The organism is Lysobacter sp. DMC97 (assembly GCF_056313745.1).
In genome coordinates this window covers 642,280-658,458 of sequence record NZ_JBQUZR010000001.1, presented here as the reverse complement: position 1 = coordinate 658,458, position 16,179 = coordinate 642,280, and the positions used below count along the sequence as shown (strand labels likewise).

At 69.0% G+C, this 16,179-nt stretch carries 18 protein-coding genes; 13 read left to right on the top strand and 5 right to left on the bottom strand.

The window, feature by feature from the left end; all coding sequences use genetic code 11:
• Positions 1 to 8: 8 nt before the first annotated feature.
• On the bottom strand, positions 9 to 1,109 hold the full coding sequence (locus tag ACT53Q_RS02490; protein WP_476185054.1) for a M35 family metalloendopeptidase: 1,101 nt from the start codon (positions 1,107 to 1,109) through the stop codon (positions 9 to 11).
• Between the two features lie 147 nt (positions 1,110 to 1,256).
• Positions 1,257 to 1,700, bottom strand: a complete 444-nt coding sequence (locus tag ACT53Q_RS02485; RefSeq protein WP_476185053.1) for a hypothetical protein — start codon at positions 1,698 to 1,700, stop codon at positions 1,257 to 1,259.
• A gap of 74 nt (positions 1,701 to 1,774) precedes the next feature.
• Between ACT53Q_RS02485 and ACT53Q_RS02480 the strand changes: the two genes are divergently transcribed.
• Positions 1,775 to 2,632, top strand: coding sequence for a tRNA threonylcarbamoyladenosine dehydratase (locus ACT53Q_RS02480; protein ID WP_476185052.1), 858 nt, complete (start codon positions 1,775 to 1,777; stop codon positions 2,630 to 2,632).
• Positions 2,633 to 2,726: 94 nt separating this feature from the next.
• Here the strand turns inward: ACT53Q_RS02480 and ACT53Q_RS02475 are convergent, their stop codons facing one another.
• Both ACT53Q_RS02475 and ACT53Q_RS02470 read right to left on the bottom strand, forming a co-directional pair.
• Positions 2,727 to 3,497 (bottom strand): TatD family hydrolase, encoded by a 771-nt coding sequence (locus tag ACT53Q_RS02475; RefSeq protein ID WP_476185051.1) that lies wholly within the window; start codon positions 3,495 to 3,497, stop codon positions 2,727 to 2,729.
• 7 nt (positions 3,498 to 3,504) lie between these two features.
• On the bottom strand, positions 3,505 to 3,741 hold the full coding sequence (locus ACT53Q_RS02470; protein WP_476185050.1) for a DUF6116 family protein: 237 nt from the start codon (positions 3,739 to 3,741) through the stop codon (positions 3,505 to 3,507).
• A gap of 180 nt (positions 3,742 to 3,921) precedes the next feature.
• Here ACT53Q_RS02470 and ACT53Q_RS02465 point away from each other — a divergent pair, with 180 nt between their 5' ends.
• From ACT53Q_RS02465 to ACT53Q_RS02430, 8 genes are all read left to right on the top strand, one after another.
• Positions 3,922 to 4,743, top strand: a complete 822-nt coding sequence (locus tag ACT53Q_RS02465) for a glycine zipper 2TM domain-containing protein (protein WP_476185049.1) — start codon at positions 3,922 to 3,924, stop codon at positions 4,741 to 4,743.
• A gap of 214 nt (positions 4,744 to 4,957) precedes the next feature.
• A complete protein-coding gene (locus ACT53Q_RS02460; protein WP_476185048.1) occupies positions 4,958 to 6,121 on the top strand; it encodes an acyl-CoA dehydrogenase family protein in 1,164 nt (387 codons plus the stop codon).
• Between the two features lie 22 nt (positions 6,122 to 6,143).
• Positions 6,144 to 6,686, top strand: a complete 543-nt coding sequence (locus ACT53Q_RS02455; protein WP_476185047.1) for a GNAT family N-acetyltransferase — start codon at positions 6,144 to 6,146, stop codon at positions 6,684 to 6,686.
• The gene (locus tag ACT53Q_RS02450) at positions 6,683 to 7,303 is read left to right on the top strand and encodes a glutathione S-transferase family protein (protein WP_476185046.1); all 621 of its coding nucleotides are present in this window, start codon (positions 6,683 to 6,685) and stop codon (positions 7,301 to 7,303) included. Before ACT53Q_RS02455 ends, ACT53Q_RS02450 begins: the two co-directional genes overlap by 4 nt.
• A gap of 142 nt (positions 7,304 to 7,445) precedes the next feature.
• Positions 7,446 to 9,731, top strand: a complete 2,286-nt coding sequence (locus tag ACT53Q_RS02445) for a thiamine pyrophosphate-dependent enzyme (protein WP_476185045.1) — start codon at positions 7,446 to 7,448, stop codon at positions 9,729 to 9,731.
• A gap of 145 nt (positions 9,732 to 9,876) precedes the next feature.
• Positions 9,877 to 11,076: a S1 family peptidase gene (locus ACT53Q_RS02440; RefSeq protein WP_476185044.1), complete on the top strand. Its 1,200-nt coding sequence runs from the start codon at positions 9,877 to 9,879 to the stop codon at positions 11,074 to 11,076.
• A 14-nt stretch (positions 11,077 to 11,090) separates the two neighbouring features.
• A complete protein-coding gene (locus ACT53Q_RS02435; protein ID WP_476185043.1) occupies positions 11,091 to 11,819 on the top strand; it encodes a hypothetical protein in 729 nt (242 codons plus the stop codon).
• 80 nt (positions 11,820 to 11,899) lie between these two features.
• Positions 11,900 to 12,373 (top strand): XVIPCD domain-containing protein, encoded by a 474-nt coding sequence (locus tag ACT53Q_RS02430; RefSeq protein ID WP_476185042.1) that lies wholly within the window; start codon positions 11,900 to 11,902, stop codon positions 12,371 to 12,373.
• A gap of 15 nt (positions 12,374 to 12,388) precedes the next feature.
• On the opposite strand, the gene ygfZ is transcribed toward ACT53Q_RS02430, so the two are convergent.
• Complete coding sequence (gene ygfZ / locus ACT53Q_RS02425) at positions 12,389 to 13,279, bottom strand: CAF17-like 4Fe-4S cluster assembly/insertion protein YgfZ (RefSeq protein WP_476185041.1); 891 nt, start codon at positions 13,277 to 13,279, stop codon at positions 12,389 to 12,391.
• Between the two features lie 40 nt (positions 13,280 to 13,319).
• Here ygfZ and ACT53Q_RS02420 point away from each other — a divergent pair, with 40 nt between their 5' ends.
• From ACT53Q_RS02420 to sdhA, 4 genes are all read left to right on the top strand, one after another.
• A complete protein-coding gene (locus tag ACT53Q_RS02420) occupies positions 13,320 to 13,490 on the top strand; it encodes a DUF1674 domain-containing protein (protein ID WP_476170841.1) in 171 nt (56 codons plus the stop codon).
• Positions 13,491 to 13,564: 74 nt separating this feature from the next.
• Positions 13,565 to 13,954 (top strand): succinate dehydrogenase, cytochrome b556 subunit, encoded by a 390-nt coding sequence (gene sdhC, locus ACT53Q_RS02415; protein WP_476185040.1) that lies wholly within the window; start codon positions 13,565 to 13,567, stop codon positions 13,952 to 13,954.
• The gene (gene sdhD, locus ACT53Q_RS02410; RefSeq protein ID WP_476185039.1) at positions 13,951 to 14,349 is read left to right on the top strand and encodes a succinate dehydrogenase, hydrophobic membrane anchor protein; all 399 of its coding nucleotides are present in this window, start codon (positions 13,951 to 13,953) and stop codon (positions 14,347 to 14,349) included. Before sdhC ends, sdhD begins: the two co-directional genes overlap by 4 nt.
• Positions 14,350 to 14,354: 5 nt before the next feature.
• Entirely contained in the window at positions 14,355 to 16,178 is a 1,824-nt protein-coding gene (sdhA, locus tag ACT53Q_RS02405) for a succinate dehydrogenase flavoprotein subunit (RefSeq protein WP_476185038.1), read from the top strand.
• Position 16,179: the final 1 nt, after the last annotated feature.

Sequence of the window (16,179 nt, the reverse complement as noted above, 5' to 3'; positions counted from 1 at the left end):
AATGCCGATCAGTTCTGCGCCGGGGTGTTCTCGGCGAAGTACTCGTGGTTGTCGGCGTTGTCGAGCGCGTTGGTCGGGTTGCTGATCGCCAGGCTCTTGGCGCCGGCCTGGCCGTAGACCCAGTCGTCGGTCCCGGCCACGACGTTGAAGTGGCTCATTTCGTGGATCAGCGTGCCGGCCTTCGAATCCGTGCCCGTGTTCGGCGCGCTCCAGAACGCGTTGCAGACGTAGATCTGGTACGGCTGGGTCGGATAGACGTAGGCGTAGTAGCTCTGCGAGCAGCCGCAGTTGATGGTCACCTGGCCGGCGTTCTGGTTGATCGCAGTGCTGATGTTGGTGAAGTGCTGCTTGGCGGTGGTGTAGCGGCTGGACGTATAGGCGCCGAACCACGAGGTATAGCGCGGACCGGTGGTGCCCGCGTTGAGGTAGCCCTTCGCGTTGGTCGCGTAGGTGCGGGCCGAGGTCACCGCGGTGCCGGCCGAGGTCTGGCGGGCGGTGGTGCAGCCGACGTAGTTGACGCCGTTGACGACCACGCCCTGGACCGGCTTGGCCTTGGTCGAGAAGCCCATGCGCTGGGCCGGCGTCTGCTGGCCGTTGTCGACCCAGATGCGCAGCGGGGCGCTCTGCGTGAGCAGCGGCTGGCCGTTGGCCTGCTTCAGCATCGTGCCGCCGGACAGCGAGGCATGCTGCATCGGGGCGGCGAAGGTGACGGTGTAGTCGCCGCCCTGCGAGAGGTCGTAGGCCGCGCCGAGGTCGAGCGTGGTCTTCATCGCACGGCCGGGCTGCAGCACCACGAAGTCGGCGGCGGTCGGCAGGCCGCGCTTGACCATGCGGCCTTCGTAGCGGACTTCGACGCCGTCGCGGCTGATCGAGAACAGGTTCGACTCGGCCATCACCGACGGCAGTTCCCACTTCGGAACGCGCACGGTCTTGCGGCTGGTGTTGGTGACGGTGACTTCGACGATGCCGTCGCCGAGCGAGAGCATGCCGACGCGCAGCGGATTGGAGGTCTGGACCGCAGGCGTGGCGGCGGTGGAGCCGAACGCGGCGGCGATGCCCGCGACGAGTGCGGTGGTGGCGCCGAGCGTACCGATAGCTTTGAGCTTCATTCCTTGTATCCCCGGATTGGAAAATGCCCGCGGTCTGCGGGCAATCCGATCATACGGGGCTTCGCGCCTGCCGTGCACGCTGCCGTGCAACAGCTTGCGTGCCGGGGTGCGGCGGGTCCGCGGGGCAGCCCGCCGCGTGGTTCGGGATCAGCGGAAATCCTGGTGGCAGCCCTTGCAGCTTTCGCCGATCTTGGCCGCGACCGCGTTCACGCCTTCGCAGTTGATCGGCGGCGAGGACAGCGCCGCATCGAGCGTGGCGCGCATGCCGCTGGCCTGCTTGGTGAAGCGCTCGTCGTCGGCATCGCCGGGGAAGGCGCGTTCCAGGTCGTCGGCCATCGTCCGCAGGCCCTTGAGGTGCGGGATGATGTCGGTGGCGTTGCAATGGTTCGCAGCCGCCTTCTCGCCGAGCTGCTTCATGTGCCATTCCTGCACGAACATCACGCTTTCCGGGAAATGGTCGCGGCGCTGCTGCCAGGTGCGCATCAGCATGACCACGGCGATGCCGCCGACGGCCAGGCCCAGCAGGAAGACGAAGAAGTAGCGGCTGAAGGCCGAGGACTTGGGCTTGACCGGGTCGGGCGTGGTGGACATGGGCGTCTCCGTGACGGATGTCGAAAACATACCACGACGACCGTCCATGCGTGCCCGCCCGGTACACTGTCGCGATGACTGCCGATGCCCTCGACTCCCGCCCGGAAACGCCTGCCCCCGCCGTCCTCGACGCGGAGTGGACCGATCGCTTCGCCGGCATCGACCGACTCTACGGCCGCGGCGCGCTGGCGACGTTCGCGCGCAGCCGTGTCGCCGTCGTCGGGCTGGGCGGCGTCGGTTCGTGGGTGGTCGAAGCGCTCGCCCGCAGCGGCGTGGGACATCTGGTGCTGATCGACGCCGACGACCTCTGCGTCTCCAACACCAACCGGCAGTTGCCGGCGCTGGAAGGCCAGTACGGACGCGGCAAGGCCGAGGCGATGGCCGAACGCTGCCGCGCGATCAACCCGGCGATCCAGGTCGAAGCCGTCGCGAGTTTCCTGACGCCGTCGAACCTCGAGGCGTTGCTGGGCACCGGCCACGATCTGGTGATCGACGCCTGCGACAGTTTCCGCACCAAGGTCGAGGCGATCGCCTGGTGCCGCCGTCGCAAGCTGCCGATCGTCACCGTCGGCGCCGCCGGCGGGCGACTCGACCCCACGCTGGTGCGCGTGCGCGATCTCTCGCGCACCGAGCACGACGCGATGCTCGCGCTGATCCGCAAGAAGCTGCGCGCGGAGTTCAATTTCCCGAAGAATGCACAGCGCTATTTCGGCGTGCCCTCGATCTATTCGCTGGAGAACGTGCGCTATCCGCAGGCCGATGGCAGCGTTTGCGGCCTGCGTCCGCAACTGGGCGCGGATGCCGCGCTCAAGCTCGACTGCGGTGCCGGGCTCGGTGCCGCCACGCACATCACCGGCGCGTTCGCCTTCGCTGCCGCCGGCAAGGCGCTGGAGATGCTGCTGAAGCCGAAGCGCACCGCGACGACGCCGTAACCCGGTTTCGTGGAGTTTCGGTAGAGCGGAGCAAAGCTCCGCTGCTGCGTCTCCGGAAACGGGACAGCGGAGCTTTGCTCCGCTCTACGAACCCTTACGCAAGCGGGGAAAGACGGAACAGGCGCTCCGCATTCGCGGTCGTGGCCGCCGCGAGTTCGGCAGGCGTCATGCCGCGCAATTCCGCGACGGTGTCGAGCACGCGGACCAGGCGCGCCGGTTCGTTGCGCTGTCCGCGATGATCGCTATCCGGTTGGTCGGGGGCGTCGGTTTCCAGCAGCAGGCATTCGATCGGCAGCGTCGCCGCCAGCGTGCGCAGGCGGTTCGCGCGTGCGTACGAGACCGGCCCGCCGATGCCGACGAGGAAGCCGAGATCGAACAACCGCTTCGCCTGGTCGGTGCTGCCCGGATAGCTGTGGATCACGCCGCGCAGCGGGCCGAAGCGGCGGATCGCGGCCAGCACCGCGTCGACCGCGCGTCGCGCATGCACGACCACCGGCAAGTCGAAATCGCGCGCCAGCCGCAGCTGGCCATCGAAGAACAGCGCCTGCCGCGCGGGATCGAGCCCCTCGACGAAGAAGTCGAGCCCGCATTCGCCGACGGCGACCGGATGCTCGCGTTCGATCCACGCGCGCAGTTCGGCGAGATGCGTGTCGCGATGATCATCGAGATACATCGGGTGCAGGCCGTAAGCCGGCAGCAGACCGACCTCCGTCGCGCAGAGGTCGCGCAGTTTCGGCCAGCCGGCGGCGTTCACCGCCGGCACGATCTGACGCATCACGCCCGCCGCGCGCGCCCGCGCGAGGACCGCGTCGCGATCGGCGTCGAATTCGGGCGCGTCGAGATGCGCGTGGCTGTCGACCAGCATGCGTCGGTCAGGTGCTGCGCTGGCCTTCGATCGGCGGTTTGGTCGACTGCACTTCGGGTGCGCGGCGCTTGCGCAGGCTGGCCAGCAGCAGTGTGCCGATGCCCAGCAGCAGTTCATCGATGAAGGGAATGAAATCGGGGATCACCATGTCGATCGCCCACAGGGTCGCGGCGATCACGAACAGGCGCGGGAAACTCAGGCGACCCAGAAAGCCGAGGATCGGGGCGAGGAGCGGGTTGGCCATGGCGGCGACTCCGGAGCGGTGCGAATGCGCGAACGCTATCACGCTGCCTGCGGCTTTCGGGGTGCGATTCAGGGTTTCGTCACGGGCGGCCGGCCGGAATCGGTCCGGGTTCAGCTTGCCGGTGCTGCAATCCGCCCTCAGCGGGGGAATCCACCGAACGCTGTCTTTCAGGAGGACCGCATGAACCAGAAGACCACCATCGCCGTCGCCATCGGCGCACTGCTCCTCGGCGGCGTCGCCACGGCCGCCTATCTCGGCAACCGTGCCCCGGCCGGGGCCGGCCCGTTCGTGACGCCGTCCGATCTCGCCCGCCCGGCCTCGCTCGCCGCGGACGACCATCCCGCCGACGACAACCGCATCCCGGCCGCGGGCGGCCTCGAATACGCCGACGTGGTCGCGGTGAAACCGGTCACCGAACGCTCGGCGCAGTACGCGACCGTGCTGGGCACCGAGCCGATCCGCGAGACCACCACCGCCAATACGCCGCGCGAAGTCTGCGAGGACGTGGCCGTGCAGGAACGCCTGCCCGAGCGCGACGGCAACGTCGGCGGCACCGTCGCCGGCGCCGTGATCGGCGGTCTCGTCGGCAACCAGATCGGCAAGGGCGACGGCCGCAAGCTGGCGACCGTGGCCGGTGCCGTCGGCGGCGGCTTCGCCGGGCACGAGATCGACAAGCGTCACGTCGGCGGCAAGGTCGTGACCCGCACCGAACGCCAGTGCCACACCGTCACCGACACCTCCAGCAAGAGCCGCACCGTCGCCTGGAACGTCACCTACCGCAATCCCGACGGCAGCACCGGCACGATGCGCACCGACCGCAAGCCGGGCAGCCGCATCCCGCTGGGCCATCGCGACGACGTCGTCGGCTACGACGTGACCTACCGCTACCGCGGCACCGAGCAGCACCTGCGCATGGACGAGAAGCCGGGCGATCGCCTGCCGGTCGTCGATGGCCAGGTGGTGACCGCCGTCGCCACCGCCGGGGCCCCGGGCCGCGGCTGAGCAAGCTTCCGGGAATCGCGATCGCTCCCCTCGGACGATCGTGCCAGGCGGGGCCGGAGCGATCCTGCCCCGCCGCTTTTCCGGGGTCTGGCGAAATCGCGGGGTTGGCGTCCGAAGTCGGCGTTTCGCCGATGCGGTCTTTCCGGTTCGCAGGTATCGATTGTGCAGGATGCCCCCTTACAATGGCGTTTTGCCCGTCCAAGACCCCGAAACCATGGCCCTGCATCCCTACGATCTGTTCGACGTCCGCTCCCTGCTCAGCGAAGAAGAGCGTGCCGTGCAGGACACGGTCGCCCGTTTCACCGACGAGCGCGTGCTGCCGATCATCGGCAAGGCCTTCGACGAAGGCCGCTTCCCCAAGGAGCTGATCCCCGAGATCGCCGAACTCGGCCTGCTCGGTCCTTCGCTGCCCGAGAAGTACGGTTGCGCCGGCCTCAACGGCGTCAGCTACGGCCTGATCTGCCAGGAGCTGGAGCGCGGCGATTCCGGCATCCGCAGCTTCGTCAGCGTGCAGTCGTCGCTGTGCATGTATCCGATCTACGCGTATGGCAGCGAAGAACAGCGCATGCGCTGGCTGCCGGACATGGCCGCGGGCAAGGTCATCGGCTGCTTCGGCCTGACCGAGCCTCACGGTGGCTCCGATCCGGCGAACATGAAGACCCGCGCTGTGCGCGACGGCGGCGACTGGGTGATCAACGGCTCGAAGATGTGGATCACCAACGGCAACCTGGCCGACATCGCGATCGTCTGGGCGCAGACCGACGACGGCATCCAGGGCTTCGTGCTGGAGAAGGGCATGCCGGGCTTCACCGCCCAGGAAATCAAGCACAAGATGAGCCTGCGCGCGTCGGTCACCAGCGCGCTGTTCTTCGACAACGTGCGCGTGCCGGACGCCAACCGCCTGCCGAACGTGAAGGGCCTGAAGGGGCCGCTGGGCTGCCTCACGCAGGCGCGTTACGGCATCACCTGGGGCCCGATCGGCGCCGCCATCGCCTGCCTCGACGAAGCGCTGCGCTACAGCAAGGAGCGCATCCTGTTCGATCGCCCGGTCGCGGCGACGCAGAGCGCGCAGATCAAAATGGCCGACTGGGCCCGCCGCATCACCGCCGCGCAGCTGATCTCGCTGCAGCTCGGCCGCCTGAAGGACGCCGGCAACATGCAGCCGACGCAGGTGTCGCTGGCGAAGTGGAACAACGTGCGCATGGCGATCGACATCGCCCGCGAGGCCCGCGACCTGCTCGGCGGCGCCGGCATCACCACCGAGCACTGCCCGATCCGCCATGCGCTGAACCTCGAATCGGTGATCACCTACGAAGGCACGGAGACCGTGCACCAGCTGGTGGTCGGCCGCGAACTGACCGGCATCAACGCGTTCTGACCGGCGCGGGGGCGCGACGCGCATGGACACACCGGTGATCGAAACCGAACGCCTGATCCTGCGCGTCCCGCGGATCGAGGACTTCGACCGCTACGCCGAATTCTTCGCGCACGACTCGTCGGCCGTCATCGGCGGCCCGTACGTGCGCGCGGATGCGTGGCGGCGGTTCCTGCAGATGCCGGGCGCGTGGATGCTGCAGGGATTCGCGATGTTCTCGGTGATCGAGAAGTCGAGCGGGCAGTGGGTCGGGCAGGCCGGGCCGTGGTATCCGGACGGCTGGCCCGGCACCGAAGTCGGCTATGCGTTCCACCAGGACGCGCGCGGCAAGGGCTACTGCACCGAAGCCTGCGTCGCGTCGATGGACTGGGCGTTCGACGTGCTCGGCTGGGACGACGTCATCCATTCGATCCGGCCGGACAACGTGCCGTCGCAGAAGGTCGCGCAGCGCCTGGGTTCGACCAATCGCGGGCCCGGTCCGTTCACGCCGCCGCACGACACGCACGTGATCGACCTCTGGGGCCAGACCCGCGACGAATGGCGCGTCAACCGGGAGCGCTTCGCATGATCACGCTGTACGGCATGTCCACGTCGGGCAACTGCTACAAGCTGCAATTGCTGATGGCGCAGCTCGGCCGCGATTACGACTGGGAAGAGATCGACGTCGACCGCGGCGAGAACCTGTCGCCCGAATTCCTCGCGATGAACGATCGCGGCAAGGTGCCGGTGATGCGGCTGGCCGACGGCCGCACGATGTCCGAGTCGAACGCGATCCTGAACTACCTCGCGCAGGGCACGCCGCTGCTGCCGGACGAGGCGTGGGATCGCGCGAAGACGCTGCAGTGGATGTTCTTCGAGCAGTACAGCCACGAGCCGTACATCGCGGTGTCGCGCTTCATCCGCAAGTTCCTGCCGCCGGACCATCCGCGCCGCGCCCACCTTGATGCGCTGAAGGCGTCGGGCAACGAGGCGCTGGCGGCGATGGAACGGCACCTGTGCCGGCTGCCGTGGTTCGGCGGCGAGCGCTACACCATCGCCGACATCGCGCTGTTCGCGTACACCCACGTCGCCGAGGACGGCGGCTTCGACCTCGGCGGCTATCCGCATATCGAGCGCTGGATCAAGCGGGTGATGCTGCAGCCGGGCTTCGTGCCGATGCGCGACGCCGACCGCCCCGAGGACTGATCCCGCCCGCGCGTCGCGGTAGAGCGGAACGCAGTTCCGCTGTCCCCGGCTCCGGAGCCGCTCCGGTTTCCTGCCGCGGTCTCCACCGACATCTTCCGCAGCGGATCTTCGATCCGCTCCACAGAGGCAAGAGCACCACACCATGTTCGCCACCGTCCCGAATCCCATTCCCGCCCGCATGAAGGGCCTGAACCGCGCCGAGATCTGCGACGTCAATTTCCAGGCGTTCGTGAAGGACTGGGACGGTGCCGTGCAGCCGAAGCCGGCGCCGGGCGAAGCCATCCTCGACGGCAGCGCGCTCGACGCGCAGGGCTTCCGCGAACTGTTCGAATCGCAGCTGATCTCGCGTCACCTCGACCTGATGGCCCGCGTGCTGCGCGTGCAGAACAAGGTCTTCTACACGATCGGTTCGTCGGGCCACGAGGGCAACGCGATGGTCGCGCGGCTCACGCGCCACACCGATCCCGCGTTCCTGCATTACCGCTCGGGCGGCTTCATGGCCGAGCGCTTCCGCAAGCTTCCGGGCATGGATCCGGTGATGGACTCCGCGCTGTCGTTTGCGGCCAGCGCCGAGGACCCGGCCAGCGGCGGTCGCCACAAGGTGTGGGGCAGCAAGCCGCTGTGGGTGCTGCCGCAGACCTCGACCATCGCTTCGCACCTGCCGAAGGCGCTGGGCACCGCGATCGCGATCGAGCATGCGCGCCGCATCGGCCACGCGCTGCCGATCCCCGACGACAGCATCGCGATCTGCTCGTTCGGCGATGCCTCCAGCAACCACGCCACCGCGCAGACCGCGTTCAACGCCGCGGCGTGGACCGCATACCAGAAGCTGCCGGCACCGGTGCTGTACGTGTGCGAGGACAACGGCATCGGCATTTCGGTGAAGACGCCGGACGGCTGGGTCGCGCGCAATTACCGGCATCGTGAAGACCTCGACTACTTCTACGCCGACGGCCTCGATCTCGCCGCCGGTTACGGCCAGGTGCAGGCCGCGGTCGAACACTGCCGCCGCACGCGCCGCCCGACCTTCCTGCACCTGCGCACCACGCGGATCATGGGTCACGCCGGCACCGACTTCGAGATCGAGTGGCGGAACATCGAGGAACTGTGCGCGGTGGAGGCGAGTGACCCGCTGCTGCGCAGTGCGCAGATCGCGCTGGAATCCGGGCTGATGTCGAAGGACGAGATCCTCGGCCTGTACGAGGCGACGCGCGCGAAGTGCTTTGCTGCCGCCGAGGATGCCGATCGCCGCCCGCGCCTGACCACGCTGGAAGACGTGATGAAGCCGCTGGCGCCGTACACGCCGGACAAGGTGCAGGCGGAAGCCGCGCGCTTCGACTACGCCGAGAAACGGCTGCAGGTGTTCGGCGGCGAGGCGAAGCTGCCGGAGAAACAGCCGGCGAAGCATCTCGCGATCCAGATCGGCATGGCACTGCACGACCTGTTCTGCAAGTATCCCGAGACGATGCTGTTCGGCGAGGACGTGGCGCAGAAGGGCGGTGTCTACACGGTGACGAAGGGCCTGCACAAGGCGTTCGGGCCGAAGCGCATCTTCAACACGCTGCTGGACGAGACCGTGATCCTCGGCCTCGCGCAGGGCTACGCGAACATGGGCATGCTGCCGATGCCCGAGATCCAGTATCTCGCGTACTTCCACAACGCCTGCGACCAGATCCGCGGCGAGGCGGCGAGCCTGCAGTTCTTCAGCAACGGCCAGTACCGCAACCCGATGGTGATGCGCATCGCGTCGCTGGGCTACCAACGCGGCTTCGGCGGCCATTTCCACAACGACAACTCGATCACCGCGCTGCGCGACATCCCCGGCCTCGTCGTCGGTTGCCCGTCGCGCGGCGATGACGCGGCGACGATGCTGCGCACGCTGATGGCGCTGGCGAAGGTGGATGGCCGCGTCTGCGCCTTCCTCGAACCGATCGCGCTGTACATGGCGAAGGATCTGTACGAGGCCGGCGACGGCCTGTGGCAGACCGAATATCCGTCACCCGAGCAGGCGATGCCGTTCGGCGAAGGCCGCGTCTATGCGCCGGAAGACGGCAGCCGCGGCGACGACCTGGTGGTCTTCACCTTCGGCAACGGCGTGCCGATGAGCCTGCGCGCCGCGCGCCGCATCGAGGCGAAGCACGGCTGGAAGACCCGGGTGGTCGACCTGCGCTGGCTGGTGCCGCTCAACGAGGCGTTCATCCGCGAACAGGCCGCCGGCGCGAAGCGCATCCTCGTCGTCGACGAGGGCCGCCGCAGTGCGGGCGTGGGCGAGGGCGTGATCACCGCGCTGGTCGAGGGCGGGTTCGGCGGCGTGCCGCTGAAGCGCGTGGTCGGTGCCGACACCTTCACCCCGCTCGCGGGCGCCGCGTTCCTGGTGATCCCGGCCGACGACGACATCGTCGCCGCAGCGGACGCATTGGCTGGCTGAACACGGGATCGTGCGGCTGACAGCGATGGGGGGCGTTGCTACACTCCGCCCGTCCCCCATCCCCCTTTCCGCGCGCCGTCGCGACCGCCCCGCATCGGGTGCCGTCGTGCCACGGCGCCCGCGGACTTGGCTGCAGGTGTCCCGCATGCGTGTTCCGATGTCGTTCCTCCCGGGCCTCGTGCTCGCCGTCGCCTTCGCCGGTGCGCCCGTCGCGGCGCTGGCCGCGACCCCGCCGCCCGCCCCGGTGTCCAACGCGACCGTGCTGGCGCTCTACGTGCCGCCGTCGGACCTGACCTCGCGCGGCTACCTCACGCGCCTGAACGTGTGGATCGAACCGGGCAAGGCGCTGTCGGACGCGCTGGACGAGGTCGTCCCGCTGTATTTCCCGAACCGGGCCCTGCTGCCCGCATCGGCCGGGCAGAAGTACGGGCTGCTGCTCGACATGAACCCCACGTGGACCCCGGTCGCGGGCAAGGTCCACCTGACGATCCAGTACGACGTCTACGATCCCGACGGCAAGAAGCTCCACGGCGACAGCGTCGACCGGATCGTCCCGGTGAAGGGCACCAACTTCAACGCCGCGGCGTTCAGCGCCTCGCGCCAGGCGGTCCAGGCCGTGCTGCAGGACGTCGGCCGGCAGGTGAACCCGTCGCCCGAGGCGTTCCCCGACCGCGGCGAGACCGCGAAGATCGATCCCGCCCTCCTGGTTGATCACGCCAAGCCGCTGCGCACCGGCACCGGGTTCTTCATCAACCGCACCGGCCAACTGCTGACCGCCGCCCACGTGGCCCGCGACTGCACGCTGCTGGAAGCGCACCAGGACGACAAGACCTTCGCCGTCACCGCGAAGGCGTCCAGCGACCTGCTCGACGTGGCCGTGCTCGATTCCGGGCGTCCGCGCGAGAAGCCGCTCGTGTTCCGCGACGGGCAGGCGATCCAGCTCGGCGAGTCCGTCACCAGCGTCGGCTATCCGCTGCACGGCCTGCTCGGCGATTCGCCGAACCTGACCCGCGGCAACGTCAGCGCCAGCAAGGGCATCCGCGGCTCGCTCGGCCATTTCCAGTTCTCCGCGCCGATCCAGCCCGGCAACAGCGGCGGGCCGATCGTCTCCGACAACGGCGAGGTGCTGGGCATCGCGGTGAGCACGCTCAATGCCGAGTCGCTGGTGAAGGACGGACTGATCCCGCAGAACGTGAATTTCGCGCTGGATGCGCGTCACGTGGTGAAGTTCCTGCGCCGCGAGGGCGTGGCCTTCGACGTGTCGAAGCCGCAGGGCGCGGGCAGCATGCAGATCGCCAACGAGGCCGCGCTGTCCAACACCGTCCAGCTGAACTGCTACCAGTGACCGGAGCCGACGCCATGATCCGCACCGTTTTCGTCGTGCTCTGCCTGGGCATCGCCTCGGCCGCCTCCGCGGCCAAGCCGGTGCCGCTCGTCGTGCCCGGTCGCGCCACCGTGTCCGTGCCGGCGACGCCTGCGCCTGCTGCGCCCGCGCCCGCGCAGGGCGAGGCATCTCCCACGGCCGCCGCACCCGCGGATGCAGTGCCCGCGCCGCCTGCGGGGCCCTCGCTGCCGGCGATGATCTTCCTCAGCTCGCTGGCCGAGGACGAACTGTTCAAGATCTTCAAGGCGCAGCCGGGCTACGCCACGCTGGACAAGGAGCTCTACGGCAGCCCGCTGAAGCTCATCGTCACCCACACCAGTCGCCCGACCGCGGGTGGGCAGGCGGCCGGCCTGCTCAGCGCCGTGCTGTCCGGCAGCACGCTGGGCCTGCTGCCGGTGGTGACCAGCGAGCGTCTGGTGATCCGCTACGAGGTGATGCTCAACGGCAAGACCGTGGCCAGTTGCAGCTTCGAGCGCACCTCCACCCGGGCGATCAACATCTGGGCCGCCGGCGACGCCGATGCCGGGCTGGGCAAGGACGGCATGGCCTGGCTGAAGTCGACGGCGGCGGAGGCCGCTGGCAAGCTGGCGGCCGACCCGGCGCTGGCCGCGCTGCAGCAGGAAATCCAGTTCTACTTCCCCGATGCCGCGCCCGCCAAGGCGCAGGAAACGCCGGCGGCCGGCGCCCCCAAGCCGGCCTCCTGAGGCACCCGGCCGCGGTTGGCCCGTTCCGGGCCCCGGTGTAAGATCGGGCCCGTCATGCCGCAGGCCACGAGGAGTCCGTGATGCAGTACGCACCCCAGAACCCGTCCGATCCCGGTCATCCCGACCACGACCGCTACATGAACATGCGGAACATGGTCGAGCGCATGCACGGCGAGAGCGGCATTGCCGCCAATGGCGACATGAACGAGCGCGCCACCGCCGCGATGTTCCGCGCCTACAAGGCCGAAGCGACCCGCGAGAACGCGTCGCTGGATCCGCGGGCCGACGTCGACGGCGTCGTGCTCAGCCGCGGCGACGTGCCGGGCCGCTACGCGATCATGTACCAGGGCGATCCGAACAACCCGACCGTGCGCACGCTGGCCGTGCCCACCCAGGACCTGACTCAGCCGGCCGAGCGCAATTTCGACGAGGTCAACCGGATCAACGCCCAGCAGGGGCCGCAGCTCGCGCAGGCCCAGGTGCAGGAACAGGCCCGACAACAGGGCGGTCAGGAACAGGCGCCGGCGCAGATCGGGTCGCGTTCGCTGTTCTGATCGACGCCGATCCCGTCAGCGCGCCAGCCCGTCCCGGAGCTGTGCGAAATGCCAGGAAGCCCCGCCCGCCGCGGGGCTTCCGTCGTTTCGGGCGGGCGCCGATGCCGCATCGAGTGGCACCACCGCCAGCGCGAGGTCGCCGGCCGTGGACACGACGGTCCCGGCCTGCGGATCGGCGACGTCCAGCGCCGATCCGGGCGCCGGCGGCGCGTCGGCGGCGATCAGCGCCAGTCCTCGCTTCGCCTGCCCGAGGAAATGCGTCCGCGCCACGATCTCCTGACCGGGGTAGCAGCCCTTCTTCACGCTGAAGGCGCGCAGGCGGTCCAGCGACAGCTGCTGCGGCGTCCACTGCTCGGACTGCGCGGCGTCGAGCCGCGGCCAGCCGTGTTCGAGGTCCTGGCGCCGCCAGAGGGCGAGGGCAGCGAGGTCGTCGTCGGCTACCACCGCCGGGCCGATGCGCAGGCTGCGGCCCGCGTGGCCTCCGTCGAGGTCGCCGGAGAGGTCCAGTTCGATGGCATGGGCCGGGTCGCCTGCCCAGTGGTTGCCGGAGGCGAGATCCGACGCGCTCAGCCGGCCGGCGATGGCCAGGTCGTCGCGCACCGCGATCGCGACCTTGCTGCGGAACACGAAGCGGCGCAGCCGGTCGGCGAGGGCGTCCGCATCTGCATCCGGAACGACCAGCCACACCGTATCAGGGGCGATGCGCACCAGTCCGAACAACGCAATCACCCGGCCCTTGGCCGTCAGCCAGCCGTTCCACTGCCAGCGGCCCTCTTCCAGCGCAGCGACGTCGTTCATCGTCTGCGCCTGCGCGAACGCGACGGCATCGCGTCCTGCCAGGGACAGTAGACGATGGTCTGAGAGACGGAACCAGCGGTCCGGTGCAGCTTGCGGGTTGTCCGGCATGGGGGCGGGACTTAAACTTCACGGTTCAGGAATCCCGACCATGATAGGCGAAACCGTTCTCATCTCCGCGACCGATCCGGAACTCCCGGTCACCGAACCGGCGCCCGCGCAGCGGCCGCCCGTCCCGGCGAAGGAGATCGGCGGTCGCGAGGGCCCGGACCCCACGCGCTACGGGGACTGGGAAAAGAACGGACGCTGCATCGATTTCTGATGCGCTTGCTTGTTTAGATGCTCCGGACCCTCCGGGGCGTTGTTCCTCACTTGACCGACCAGGGCGCCATCCGAATGACCCAACGCGCACGTCCCCTGTCGCCGCATCTGCAGATCTACCGCAAGCAGATCACCAGCGTGATGTCGATCCTGCATCGCGTCAGCGGCATCGTCCTCTCCCTCGGCGCGTTCGGCCTGGCCTGGTGGCTGCTGGCCGTGGCCCGCGGCGGCGAGAGCTACGCCAACGCCGCGGCCCTGCTGGCCTCGCCGTTCGGCAAGCTGGTGCTGTTCGGCTTCTCGCTGGCGCTGATGTACCACCTGCTCAACGGCATCCGCCATCTGCTGTGGGACCTCGGCTGGGGCTTCCGCATCCCGCAGGTTTACCGCTCCGGCTACACCGTGATCGCGCTGACGTTCGTGTTGACCGCCCTGATCTGGGTCGTCGCACTGGGAGGCAAGGCATGAGCACCCCGACGACCCGCGATTACCGTTCGCCGGTGGGCCGCGCCCGCGGCCTGGGCTCCGCCAAGTCCGGCACCGGGCATTTCTGGTGGCAGCGCGTTACCGCCGTGTTCCTCGTCCTGCTGGCGCCATGGGTGATCGGCATGCTGGTCGCGCTGGCCGGCGCCGACCAGGCGCAGGTGCAGGCGGCGTTGGCGAAGCCGGTCAACGCGATCGCGCTGGCGCTGTTCGCGATCAGCCTCTTCGCGCACGCCCGCCTCGGCCTGCAGGTGGTGATCGAGGACTACGTCCACCACCGTGCCATCGAACTCGCGCTGCAGGTGCTGGTGCTGTTCGCCTGCGCGCTGGGCGCCCTCGCTTCCCTTTACGCGATCGGCCGGATCGCACTGCTGGCCTGATCGACATGACTGCCTACAAGATCACCGAACACAAGTACGACATGGTCGTGGTCGGCGCCGGCGGTGCCGGCCTGCGCGCCACCTTCGGCCTCGCGCAGAAGGGCCTGCAGACCGCCTGCATCACCAAGGTCTTCCCGACCCGCTCGCACACCGTCGCGGCGCAGGGCGGCATTTCCGCCGCGCTGGGCAACATGGGCGAGGACGACTGGCGCTTCCACTTCTACGACACCATCAAGGGCTCGGACTGGCTGGGCGACCAGGACGCGATCGAGTACATGTGCCGCGAGGCCATTCCCGCGATCATCGAACTCGAACACCAGGGCGTGCCGTTCTCGCGCACCGAGGACGGCAAGATCTACCAGCGTCCGTTCGGCGGCATGACCACGCACTACGGCAAGGGCACCGCGCAGCGCACCTGCGCCGCCGCCGACCGCACCGGCCACGCGATCCTGCACACGCTGTACCAGCAGTCGCTGGCGCACGACGCGCGGTTCTTCATCGAATACTTCGCGCTCGACCTGATCATGGACGCCGAAGGTGCCTGCCGCGGCGTGCTCGCGCTGGACATGGCCGAAGGCACGCTGCACCTGTTCCGTTCGCAGGGCGTGGTGCTGGCCACCGGTGGCTACGGCCGCGCGTACTTCTCGGCGACCTCGGCGCACACCTGCACCGGCGACGGCGGCGGCATGGCGCTGCGCGCGGGCCTCGGCCTGCAGGACATGGAATTCGTGCAGTTCCACCCGACCGGCATCTACGGCGCGGGCTGCCTGATCACCGAGGGCGTGCGCGGCGAAGGCGGCATCCTGCGCAACAACAAGGGCGAGCGCTTCATGGAGCGCTACGCGCCGAACGCGAAGGACCTCGCCTCGCGCGACGTCGTCTCGCGCTCGATGACGCTGGAAATCCGCGAAGGCCGCGGCGTCGGCGAGCACGGCGACCACATCCACCTCGACCTGACCCACCTCGATCCGAAGGACATCCACGAGAAGCTGCCCGGCATCGCCGAGAGCGCGCGGATCTTCGCCGGTGTCGACGTCGAGAAGCAGCCGATCCCGGTGATCCCGACCGTGCACTACAACATGGGCGGCATCCCGACCAACTACCACGGCGAAGTGGTGCAGCTGCGCAACGGCAACCCCGATGCGGTGGTCCCGGGCCTCTACGCCATCGGCGAAGCGGCGTGCGTGTCGGTCCACGGCGCGAACCGCCTCGGGTCGAACTCGCTGCTCGACCTCGTGGTGTTCGGCCGCGCGGTCGCCAACCGCTGCGCCGAGACGATCAAGCCCGGTGCCGCGCACAAGGCGCTGCCGTCGGACGCCTGCGACCAGGCGCTGGCCAACCTCGACCGTGCCCGCAACGCCAACGGCGGCACGTCGACCGCGGAGCTGCGCCTGCGCATGCAGCGGATCATGCAGAAGGACGCGGCCGTGTTCCGCACGCCGGAAGGCCTGAAGAACGGCGTCGAGCGCATCCGCGACTGCGTGAAGGGCTTCGAGGACGTCCGCGTCAGCGACCGCTCGCTGGTGTGGAACTCCGACCTGATCGAGACCCTGGAGCTGCAGAACCTGCTCGGCCAGGCGCTGGTCACGATCGTGTCCGCCGAGAACCGCAAGGAATCCCGTGGCGCCCACGCCCGCGAGGATTTCTGGGCCAAGGACGAACAGGGCAACCTCGCCGACGAGGGCATCCGCGACGACGAACACTGGATGAAGCACACGCTGTGCTGGACCGACGGCGCGGGCAACACGCAGATCGACTACCGCCCGGTGCACATGTACACGCTGACCGGCGACGTCGACGTCGTTCCGCCGAAGAAGCGCACCTACTGAC